Origin of the sequence: Clostridium sp. UBA4395 (assembly GCF_002390995.1) — a bacterium.
Lineage (GTDB): Bacteria > Bacillota > Clostridia > Clostridiales > Clostridiaceae > Clostridium_J > Clostridium_J sulfidigenes.
Map to the genome: position 1 here is coordinate 1 of NZ_DGRF01000083.1, position 10,530 is coordinate 10,530.

The window sequence follows — 10,530 nt, forward strand, 5'->3', positions numbered from 1 at the left end:
ACCTTCGGTTATTTTTATTTGCGATAGCAAAAGGAGCATCGCTCCATAACTTAATTAGTTATTTTGCGACGCCCCCCTTTAAATTACCTTGGAATAAAATTTAACTATAATTAAAAATAATAAAAATATTTTGAGAATAGTATTGCTATATATAGTATTACTACATATAATATTATTATACATATTAAGTAAAAGGAGGGGTGTTATTGGAAATAGATAAAGAGTTATTAAAAGGGTTTATAGACATTTTAATTTTATCTATTATTAAAGGTAATGATTATATTTATGGATATAACATAATGAAACTAGTTAATATAGCTGCTGAGGATAACTTTGAACTTCAAACAGGAACTTTATATATAGCTTTAAAACGATTAGAAAAACAAAAATTTATCACATCTAAGGTAATAGAAGGCGATAATGGAATTAAAAGAAGGCATTATTTAATTACAAAAGAAGGTGAAGTTCAACTTAATAAATTGAATGGAGATTTTAATAAGATAACAGAGCTTATTTTAAAGTTTAGAGGGGGCAGTTAATGGTGAATAATTTAAGTATTAAGGTAAAGAGAAAAATAAATAGATACTTAAGAAAGCTCTTTAGTTCAGCTTTTGAAGATACATTAGAAGTTAAGGAATTAAAGGAAGAATTAAAAAGTTACATTATAACTGAAGTTAGTGACTTAGTGGAATCAGGCAAATCAGAGGAAGAGGCTTTTGAAATAGCTAAGAATAATATAGGGAATAATTCTGACTTTGAGGAAGGAATATCAGGTATATTTAATAATACTAAATATTTATTTATCCTTAAATCTAGTTATGTATGTGTGCTTATATATATAATTATTCAATTACTTGTGAGACTAAAAATTATAGGTCTTATAGATATATCAAATTATAACATTAGAACCATATCTAAATTTAGTTTTATAGTATTTATAATAGGAACTATCATATTTTTTATATGGACCTTTATGAATTTTATTTTTGCAAGTCGTACTATTAAGTTTACGATTCAAGCTATTGTTATAAATATCTTAAATATCTTCATCAGTATGTTATGGATTATGGCTTCTAAAGGGATAGTCAATGTTTTTAGAGTAGAAAAAAGTTATTATATAGCATTATTTTTAGATATGATATTGTATTTTTTTATATATTCAAAGAAAGTATTTAAATTTAAGTAAATATAGGGGGTATTATGAAGATTAAATTACTAAACATTTTTATTATCATATTTTTAGTAATATCAACATTAGCTTTAACAGGATGTAATTTAAAAGAGGATAAGGCAGAAGACACAATAAGAGGATTTATTGAGAAGCATTATGTTGCAGATGAAGAAGAGGTAAAAGCATATGACGAATATGTTAAAAATGGTTATGGAATAGGAGATAAGTTAACAAAAGATGATAAAGAATTTGCTGAATATTTATCTGAAAAAGGATTTGAGGTATATAGGACAGATGGATATTTTTACAATAGATTAAAAGAACTTTATGCTAAAAATTGTACTTTAGAAATAGAAAATTTAAAAATAACTGAAAAAGAAAAGTCTAAGGATATGAGATGTTTTAATGTTTCTTTTGACTGGATTATCAGGAATGATGAAGAGGAGATAGTAAAGGAACATAAAGTAGACAAAGATATGTATCTTTCAAAAGAAAATGGACAGTGGCTCATAAATGGATATAATAGATTTGAAATCATATATACTGATTTTGGGATGTGGTAGTATTCATATAATATCTATTATAGGATATGAAACTTTTTCATTAAATTATTTTATATCTTTGTTATAATTTAAAATTTTGCTTGAAATTAAATATATTTTTGGAGGAATATTATGAAAAGTAAATTACTAAATATTTTCATTATCACATTTTTAGCAATATCAGCATTAGTTTTAACAGGATGTAATTCAAAAGAGGATAAGGCAGAAGATACAATAAGAGGATTTATTGAGAAGCATTATATTGTAGATGAAAAAGATATAGAGATTTATCATGAATATGTAACTAAAGGTTCTGTACCTGGAGATAAGTTATCTGGAGATACAAAAGAATTTGCTGAATATATGACCGAAGAAGGATATAATGACTACGAAGCGAGTTTGATTTTTTCATATAGATTAAGACAACCCTACCTTAAAAAGTGTACTGTAGAAGTAGAGAATCTAAATATAAAAGAAAAAGAAAAATCCGATGATATGAGACGGTTCAATATTTCTTTTGATTGGATTATAAAGAATGATAAAGAGGAAACTGTAAAAAAACATGAAATAGATAAGGATATATATCTTTCTGAGGAACAGGGTAATTGGTTAATAAATCAGAATAATTTATTTGAAATCTTAGATGAAAAAGACTTTTAATTTATAATTTAAAGATAGAAATAAAAAGATAATTTATGTGATTTCATAAATTATCTTTTTATTTTCTACATTATATTAAAAAGTAATTTATTTATGAACACATTTTAAAAGTTGCTATATATTATTAGTATAAATAAAAATATAACTGATTACATTATATGTAATTATGAATAAAAAAAGTAAAAAGGTTAATGATTTAATATAGGTGGATTTATTCTTATATTAAGGTGGGATATGTATGAAGTTATATAGTAAGTTATTAATTGTGGTGATGTTCACATTAAGCATATTAATTATAAGGGATAAAACCTTTTATGGAAAGAGTGAAGAGGATATGGTTAGTGGAATATTAAATAGTGTAAATGCTTCTACTGAGGAATATGTAGTGGAGGGCAGGTTTTATAGTCAAGAAAGTAAAGAAAATATATATGAAACTATAACAACTAATATAGAAAAGGCTATGGGACAAGTTTACCAAGAAGTTAATAAGAACTTAAGTTTTAAAATAGATTATAACCATGAAGAATATGATGGAAGGATTTCAATAGCTGATTATGGTAAAGGATATGATATTGTATTAAGAATTTCTATTTGTAAACCTAATTTAGATATTGATAAAGAAAAAACTGTAGAAAAGAAAATTAAAGAAATTTTATCCCCAATTAGTAGTAAGGTGGAATACTCACTATATGTAAAAAGTAAAATCTTAAACGGCACAATAGATGAAACAAGAGATGTGATTTTAAAGCAATTATATTTAAATAAAGCACAAAATATTGATGAAGTAGAAATAAGTAATGGATATAGTATTATAAGCAATACAAATTTATACGATAAAGAAATAATACTAGGTGAGGAGATAGATTTTAACTGTGCTATAGTTAGATATTCCTCAGGATGCTATTTAATAATGGGGACACCTGTAATCAGGATAACATACTAAGAAATAGCATTTTAAATGGAGGATTAACATGAGTAAATTTTATATAAATGGAAACCGTAGATTAAAAGGGAGTGTAAACATAAGTTCGGCCAAGAATGCTGTATTACCAATACTAGTGTCCACTATACTAACAGATAGTGTATCAACCATCAATGGATCACCTATGCTAGAAGATGTATTTGTACTATGTGAGGTATTAAGATCTCTTTCAGCAGAGGTTAATATAGATAGAGATAATAATAAAATTGATATTAATACAAAAAACTTAAAATATGAAGGTATAGATAATGACTTAGTAAGAAAAATGAGAGCATCTTTCCTAGTTATAGGTGCAATGGTAGCTAGATTTGGAAAGGCAAAGATTTCTCTGCCTGGAGGATGTAAAATAGGATCTAGACCTATAGATTTGCATTTGAAGGGACTAAAAGCTTTAGGAGCAACAATTAAAGAGGAACACGGATATGTTGAAGTAGTTGCAGAACAATTAGAAGGTAATACAGTTTATTTAGACTTCCCATCTGTGGGAGCCACAGAGAACTTGATGATGGCTGCAACTCTTGCTAAAGGAGATACTTTTATAGAGAATGCAGCTAAGGAACCTGAGATAGTAGACTTAGCAAATTTTTTAAATAAAATGGGAGCTAAGATTCAAGGTGCAGGAAGTGGTAAGATATGCATAACAGGAGTAAAAAGATTAGAAGGAGTTTCATATACACCTATATTTGATAGGATTGAAGCAGGAACATTTATAATAGCAGCACCCATTACAAAAAGTAAAATTACATTAGAAGGTGTGGATGAAGAACATCTCAAGTCAGTGATAGTTAAATTACGTGAAATGGGTGTTAAGATTGATGTATTGGGAAGTAAAATTGTTGTAGATGGAGATGTAGAATTAAAACCCACAGATATTATGACTATGCCTCATCCAGGATTTCCAACAGATATGCAATCACAAATGATGACATTATTAAGTATTACACCTGGAAGAAGCAGTGTTACAGAAACTATATTTGAAAATAGGTTTATGCAGGTGGCAGAGTTAAGAAGGATGGGAGCTAATATTAATGTTAACGGAAGGATTGCCACAATAGAAGGTGTTAAAGAGCTTACAGGAGCTGAAGTAGTAGCACCAGATCTTCGAGCAGGAGCAGGACTGGTTTTGGCAGGTTTATGTGCTAAGGGTGAGACTATAATAGATCACATATACCATATAGATAGAGGATATGTAACAATAGAGGATAAACTTAATGCTCTAGGAGCAGAAATAACTAGAATATAATTATAATTTATATAGCTCAGCTTTTAATTTAAGGCTGGGCATTTTTATATTTACAAAATTATAAGCATATTACCATAAATATAATAATAAATATAATTAAGTCTATCTAGTATAGGAGAGAAGTTTATTTATTAGGAGGAAGAAAAGTGAAGTACTATGGGAGGATTAAAATAAATTTTAATTATGATAAAGCTATAGTTATTATTAAACCAATATTGATGGTGGCTATTTATTCAGCAGTATTACTAGGATTTCTAATATTATCCTATAAATTGATATTAGGTGAAGGAGGTAATATAGGTAAAAAAGGAAATGACTCATCACAGGCTATAGAAGTGATGCAATCTAAAAATAAAGGTGAGAAATCAAATAAGGGCAATTCCTTTAAGATAGATGTAGATACAATAAAGGTTTATTTGACAAAGGAAAATAGAATTATAGAGGTACCTTTAGAAGAATATATTAAGGGAGTAGTATGTAGTGAGATGCCATTAAACTTTAATAAAGAGGCTTTGAAGGCACAAGCTATAGCAGCAAGGACATACACCTTAGCTCATACAAAAGCTATATCAAGTGGGTGTGCCAACGGAAGAGGAGCAGATTTGTGTGATACTGTTCACTGTCAGGTATATACACCCAAAGAAGTAAAAATAGCTCAATTAGGTATAGGTGGAGAAAATAAATGGAAACTAGTTGAAGATGTGGTGAATGAGACTAGAGGACAGGTGTTAACATATAATAATGAATTAGTATTGGGGGCTTATTATTTCTCTACAAGTAGTGGGAAAACTGAAAATGTTGAAGATGTATTTTCTACAGCACTACCTTATCTTAGAAGCGTTGAAAGTTTAGGTGAAGATATTGCACCAAGATATAAAAGTACGGAAACTATAGACATAAACAGATTTGCGCAAGTGGTTAATAGCAGTTATAGTAATGCAAATTTATCACCAGCTAATCTAGAAGATCATATTAAAGTAAATAATTATACAGATGGTGGGTCAGTGAAAGAAATAACCCTTGGCAATGTTACTATAACAGGGGTTAAATTTAGACAGTTATTTGGATTGAATTCCGCTAACTTCTCTTTAGAGTTTTTAAATAATCAAGTTGTTATAAATTGTAATGGCTTTGGTCATGGAGTAGGTATGAGTCAGTGGGGAGCTAATGTAATGGCTAGTCAAGGCAAGAGTTGTGAAGAGATTTTAAAACATTATTATACAGGTATTGAAATAAAAAATATCAATGAAAATTAGGAAGAAGTAGGGCTTTTGCCCTATTTTTTTAGTTTTTAGCAAAAAAATAAAAAAAAATGAGATAAATAAGAAAAAAATTTTCTTATAGTGTATTAATTTCCCAATAAACGTCCACAATACTGATGGAGGTGTTTTTATGAACAATAAACTTAACAAAGTGAAGCAATTTTTCAAAAAAGAAGGCTTCTATGTAATTTTATTTGTTTGTCTATGTGCTGTTGCTACAGTTGCAGCTATAACAGCTGGAAGAAATAACAATAAAAATTCTGAAGAAGATAAAGTAGCATTAGAACAAACAGAAAAAGAAGTTGTAACTCAACCAGAAAAACCTGAGAATGCACTACAAGTTAAAGAGGAGCTTGAGCCAGTACCAACAGTTAAGAATAATGATACTGCAGCAGTTTCATCTCAAACTAAAGTTAGTTTTAAAAATCCAGTAGAGGGTACTTTAGGTAGAGCATATTCTGAAGATCCAGTATATTGGGCAACAACTAAGAGTTATAAAAATCACTTAGCTATGGATGTTAAAGCTGCAGAAGGTTCAGCAGTTGTAGCAGTAAGTGCTGGAGTGGTTAAAAAAGTAGATGCAAATACAGAAGGTACCTATGTAGAAATAGACCATCAAAATGGACTAACTACAATATATGGAAACCTTAAAGAAAAGGTTCTAGTTAAAGCTGGAGATAAAGTTACAGCTGGTCAAGAAATAGGAGCTGTAGGTAAAACTACAAACCTTGCATATGAGGAATATGGAGATTATCTTCACTTCCAAGTATTACAAGATGGAAAAGAAGTAGACCCAGCTAAATATGTTAGTTATAAGAAATAACTAAAATAGAATTAATATTCTTGCTAGCTTTAAAACTTTAAAGTAAAAGGCTAGCAAGAATGTAATTTAAATAAGGAAGTTAGCATATTTATAATTATAGAAGGGTTAAGGAGGTAACGCTTTGAAAGACTATATTGAAGATAGAGTACTAGAAGTAGCAAAATATATAATAGAATCCGAGGCTACAATAAGAAAAACAGCATCGGTATTTGGTGTAAGTAAAAGTACAATCCATAAGGATATGACTGAGAGATTACCTAAAATAAATGCTCAAATAGCAGAGGAAGCAAAAAACATCTTAGATCTAAATAAAGCTGAAAGACACATTAGAGGTGGAAAAGCTACTAAAATGAAATATAAAACAATTGAAGGTTAGGTAGAATAGTAATATAATAGGTGTATATTGTTTTAGTAAATATTGTATAGTATTTCAATAAGAAGAAAATACTAGAGAGCAGGAGTGAATTTTAAGATGTTTTTTTTCGGTGTAGGAACAGATATGGGAATAGACCTAGGTACGGCTACAGTACTGGTTTACACAAAGGGTAAGGGTATAATACTAAAAGAACCTTCAGTTGTAGCAATAGATAAAAGTGCCAATAAGGTCTTAGCAGTAGGTGAAGAAGCTAGAAAAATGATAGGTAGGACGCCAGGAAATATTGTTGCAATTCGTCCACTTAGAGATGGGGTAATATCAGATTATGATGTTACAGAAAAAATGTTAGAGCACTTTATTAAAAAAGCTTGCGGTAAGAGAAAGATGTCAACACCAAGAGTTGTAATGTGCGTACCATGTGAGGCTACTGAAGTAGAAAGAAGAGCTGTTGAGGATGCGGCAAGAAATGCAGGAGCTAAAAAGGTTTTGTTAATTGAAGAACCTTTGGCAGCAGCTATAGGAGCGGGGTTAGACATAACTAAAGCTAGTGGGAATATGGTTATTGACATAGGTGGAGGTACCACCGATATAGCAGTAATTTCTCTAGGAGGAATGGTTGTAAGAGAGTCTATTAAAGTTGCTGGAGATGATTTTGATGATGCTATAATTCGTTACATAAGGAAAAAGCATAAATTAATGATTGGAGAAAGAACAGCAGAAGAACTTAAAATAAACATTGGATGCGCATATCCTAAAGATGAGGATATGAAGGCAGAGATAAGAGGAAGAGATCTTATAACTGGACTACCTAAAAATATCACAGTTTGTTCTAGTGAGATGGAAGAGGCATTAAAAGAAGCTGTTACTTCCATAGCTGAATGTGCACATTCTGTACTAGAAAAAACACCACCTGAACTGGCTGCAGATATAGCTGATAAAGGTATAATAATGACTGGTGGAGGAGCTTTATTAGATGGATTAGACAAACTCATTGAAAAAGTTACTAATGTACCAGTATATGTAGCAGAAGATTCAGTATCTTGTGTAGCTGTTGGAACAGGAAAAATGCTTGACTATGTAGATAAGTTAGACGATTCGTTTACAGGATATAATGTTTCAATAAATAGTTAAGATGTACAAGTTAGAATATTAAACCTATATTTTAAATTATGTAAATAAGTTTATATGATGTCCAACAATAGAAGTTAAAAATAAAGGTTATATAAATATAAAGATGTGATTTAATATACCTACTATGCAAAAAAAATATTTGTATAGTAGGTATATTTTATTTTGTATCATTTCTAGTTGTTGTAGGGAACTCATTTTCTACGAAAGGGAGAGTTAATAAAAACTATAATTCTATCTTGGAAAATAAGGGTTGTTAAAAAGATTTTAATAGTATAAATAGTTAAATAAGTCCATGTACTGTATATAATATCTAGGTGATAATCCTTCGTTATTAATCACATAATGAGCTGAGATAATACCCATGAACAAGTCCTTGAGTTATTACTTTAGAGATTTCCAAAATTAGATTTAATCGTATATTTCTACTTGTAAAGGGTTCATCAATATCGCTAGAATCCACAATACCTATTATTGATATATCACCTACGGGAGAAAGAGATTTACCAACACCTTTTCCAGGATTAATGGGGTAATCTCGAACTTGTATCTCGCCAATTTTATTAGGAGGACCAAGACAAGCATCGATACCAATAATTTTAGAATCTGGATGTTTTAATTTTATATCCGATAGTTTACTATCTAAATTTAATGCGTGTATAGGATTAGATATAGTTCCATAGACTGGCAATGGGAAAAATTTTTCTTCTAACATGCTACCAATAAGAGGACCTAAGCAGTCTCCAATGCATCTATCAGTTCCTATACAAACAATAATTGTGTTTGCATTTAATTCATCTTTTAAAAAGTTGGATAAGGTATAATAACCTAATGAATCTTTGTAATGAATCTTAACTTTGCTCACAGAAACACCTCCATATGAATTTATATGAAGCAACTTCGGTATAAATTCTAAAAAATATGGAATAATTTAGATAGTTTTTATTTAAGGAGGATATATTATGAATAGAAAGGGATATTCTGTAATCATAATTCTATATACAATAGTAAATATAATAGCGTTAGTGAGCTTTAATATAAGTAATGAAAACTTATATTACAAAGAGGAAAATAAGGTTATAGCTAAAAGCGGTGAGAAAGCTGAAAATTATAATAAAGAAATTACTACTGGTATAGAAAAGGAGAATATGGATGCAAATACTTCACAGGATTTAATTAAAAATAATGGGGTTAATGAAACTAGTGTATCAGATGAAGAATTAAAAAAAAGAAGAATTGAAGCTAATAGAGAAAGGCAAAATCAGCTAAATCAAATTTATAAGAGTGATAATGAAATAGTTAAAACTGATGAAATCGAGTTTGACAAATATAATAAGCAGGTTAAAGAAAAAAACAAAGTAATGAAGGTACCACCAGAAGAATTAATAGATGAGTTAACAATTTCAGAGAAGGCAAAGATAATAGGTATATGCAAAGAGTTGAATGAAGAAGACTATTCAGAGATAAACGAATTCCTTACTTATAATAATGAACGATTAGCTGTATTAAGAACTCTCAATGTAATAGAGCGTAAGGTGGATGAAGAGCAAATAGAAGAATTAAAGAAGATATTTTCTAAATATATAGATATGGACAAAGTAGAAGGAAATTAATTATATAAATAACTATTTAAATATAAACTTATACTTATAGTTCTCTAGGAAAATATATATCTAGTTTCCTAGAGAACTATTAAAATAGAGAACTATTAAAATAGTTGTTCTGTTCATGCGGGTTTCAGGTATTATCATGTAAGAAATAAATTTAATATATTTAAATAATAGTTTATTATTAATGCTTTTAATTAGTATAATGATTTAAATTTAAGTGACGAAATGCCTAAAATGAAAAAAATATGATTAATTGAGAAAAAAACAATAAAATTTTTATAAAAATATTGAAAAAAGGGGTTGAAAAAAAATCAATATAATTGTATACTAAGTCTTGTCAGTTTAGTGACATTTTTATTTATGCAAAAGATTGGAAATTAGCTCAGGTCAAGCTACTGTGAAAATCTAGTTATATTAAAATTATGGAGGAGTTCCCGAGTGGCCAAAGGGGGCAGACTGTAAATCTGTTACGTTTCGTTTCGATGGTTCGAATCCGTCCTCCTCCACCAAATAAGGTCGCATAGCTCAGCTGGGAGAGCACCTGCCTTACAAGCAGGGGGTCACAGGTTCGATCCCTGTTGCGACCACCATAGTGAATTTAAACTCATTAAACTGTACAAATTATATAATACGCTGGCATGGCTCAACGGTAGAGCAGCTGATTTGTAATCAGCAGGTTGTAGGTTCGATTCCTATTGCCAGCTCCATAAGTGGAGGAGTTCCCGAGTGGCCA

Annotated in this window: 12 protein-coding genes and 3 tRNA genes; 14 read left to right on the top strand and 1 reads right to left on the bottom strand. The window is 29.6% G+C overall.

The annotated features are described in order from the left end of the window. Positions 1-206: 206 nt before the first annotated feature. The 10 genes from B2694_RS15850 to B2694_RS15895 all read left to right on the top strand — a co-directional run bounded on the left by B2694_RS15850 (position 207) and on the right by B2694_RS15895 (position 8,190). A complete protein-coding gene (locus B2694_RS15850; protein WP_346886568.1) occupies positions 207-539 on the top strand; it encodes a PadR family transcriptional regulator in 333 nt (110 codons plus the stop codon). Continuing rightward, on the top strand, positions 539-1,186 hold the full coding sequence (locus B2694_RS15855) for a permease prefix domain 1-containing protein (RefSeq protein WP_346886569.1): 648 nt from the start codon (positions 539-541) through the stop codon (positions 1,184-1,186). Before B2694_RS15850 ends, B2694_RS15855 begins: the two co-directional genes overlap by 1 nt. 14 nt (positions 1,187-1,200) lie before the next feature. Further along, positions 1,201-1,734 (top strand): hypothetical protein, encoded by a 534-nt coding sequence (locus B2694_RS15860; RefSeq protein WP_346886570.1) that lies wholly within the window; start codon positions 1,201-1,203, stop codon positions 1,732-1,734. Positions 1,735-1,845: 111 nt separating this feature from the next. Beyond that, a complete protein-coding gene (locus B2694_RS15865) occupies positions 1,846-2,373 on the top strand; it encodes a hypothetical protein (protein WP_346886571.1) in 528 nt (175 codons plus the stop codon). A 238-nt stretch (positions 2,374-2,611) separates the two neighbouring features. Continuing rightward, positions 2,612-3,316 carry a hypothetical protein gene (locus B2694_RS15870; RefSeq protein WP_346886572.1) on the top strand — a complete coding sequence of 235 codons (705 nt, stop codon included), beginning with the start codon at positions 2,612-2,614 and terminating at the stop codon, positions 3,314-3,316. A 28-nt stretch (positions 3,317-3,344) separates the two neighbouring features. Next, positions 3,345-4,598: a UDP-N-acetylglucosamine 1-carboxyvinyltransferase gene (murA, locus tag B2694_RS15875; RefSeq protein WP_346886573.1), complete on the top strand. Its 1,254-nt coding sequence runs from the start codon at positions 3,345-3,347 to the stop codon at positions 4,596-4,598. 146 nt (positions 4,599-4,744) lie between these two features. Continuing rightward, entirely contained in the window at positions 4,745-5,854 is a 1,110-nt protein-coding gene (gene spoIID, locus B2694_RS15880; protein ID WP_346886574.1) for a stage II sporulation protein D, read from the top strand. Positions 5,855-5,990: 136 nt separating this feature from the next. Continuing rightward, positions 5,991-6,683, top strand: coding sequence for a M23 family metallopeptidase (locus B2694_RS15885; protein WP_346886575.1), 693 nt, complete (start codon positions 5,991-5,993; stop codon positions 6,681-6,683). Positions 6,684-6,804: 121 nt separating this feature from the next. Continuing rightward, positions 6,805-7,059 carry a sporulation transcriptional regulator SpoIIID gene (gene spoIIID, locus B2694_RS15890; protein ID WP_035135408.1) on the top strand — a complete coding sequence of 85 codons (255 nt, stop codon included), beginning with the start codon at positions 6,805-6,807 and terminating at the stop codon, positions 7,057-7,059. A 96-nt stretch (positions 7,060-7,155) separates the two neighbouring features. Continuing rightward, positions 7,156-8,190, top strand: coding sequence for a rod shape-determining protein MreB (locus B2694_RS15895; RefSeq protein WP_150844173.1), 1,035 nt, complete (start codon positions 7,156-7,158; stop codon positions 8,188-8,190). A gap of 331 nt (positions 8,191-8,521) precedes the next feature. Here B2694_RS15895 and yyaC read toward each other — a convergent pair whose 3' ends face one another. Further along, positions 8,522-9,052, bottom strand: coding sequence for a spore protease YyaC (gene yyaC, locus B2694_RS15900; RefSeq protein WP_346886576.1), 531 nt, complete (start codon positions 9,050-9,052; stop codon positions 8,522-8,524). Between the two features lie 97 nt (positions 9,053-9,149). Between yyaC and B2694_RS15905 the strand changes: the two genes are divergently transcribed. The 4 genes from B2694_RS15905 (at position 9,150) to B2694_RS15920 (ending at position 10,504) form a co-directional block, all read left to right on the top strand. Then, positions 9,150-9,800 (top strand): hypothetical protein, encoded by a 651-nt coding sequence (locus tag B2694_RS15905; protein ID WP_346886577.1) that lies wholly within the window; start codon positions 9,150-9,152, stop codon positions 9,798-9,800. Between the two features lie 421 nt (positions 9,801-10,221). Next, a tRNA-Tyr gene (locus B2694_RS15910) sits at positions 10,222-10,306 on the top strand. 5 nt (positions 10,307-10,311) lie between these two features. Beyond that, positions 10,312-10,387: transfer RNA gene (locus tag B2694_RS15915), tRNA-Val, on the top strand. A 42-nt stretch (positions 10,388-10,429) separates the two neighbouring features. After that, positions 10,430-10,504, top strand: a tRNA-Thr gene (locus B2694_RS15920). The last annotated feature ends 26 nt before the right edge of the window (positions 10,505-10,530 follow it).

Bases quoted from the DNA above. Each gene is read 5' to 3' on its own strand.
- B2694_RS15855 (WP_346886569.1), top strand. From the start codon at position 539: ATGGTGAATAATTTAAGTATTAAGGTAAAGAGAAAAATAAATAGATAC.
- B2694_RS15905 (WP_346886577.1), top strand. From the start codon at position 9,150: ATGAATAGAAAGGGATATTCTGTAATCATAATTCTATATACAATAGTA.
- B2694_RS15860 (WP_346886570.1), top strand. From the start codon at position 1,201: ATGAAGATTAAATTACTAAACATTTTTATTATCATATTTTTAGTAATA.
- murA (WP_346886573.1), top strand. From the start codon at position 3,345: ATGAGTAAATTTTATATAAATGGAAACCGTAGATTAAAAGGGAGTGTA.
- B2694_RS15865 (WP_346886571.1), top strand. From the start codon at position 1,846: ATGAAAAGTAAATTACTAAATATTTTCATTATCACATTTTTAGCAATA.
- B2694_RS15870 (WP_346886572.1), top strand. From the start codon at position 2,612: ATGAAGTTATATAGTAAGTTATTAATTGTGGTGATGTTCACATTAAGC.
- B2694_RS15895 (WP_150844173.1), top strand. From the start codon at position 7,156: ATGTTTTTTTTCGGTGTAGGAACAGATATGGGAATAGACCTAGGTACG.
- B2694_RS15885 (WP_346886575.1), top strand. From the start codon at position 5,991: ATGAACAATAAACTTAACAAAGTGAAGCAATTTTTCAAAAAAGAAGGC.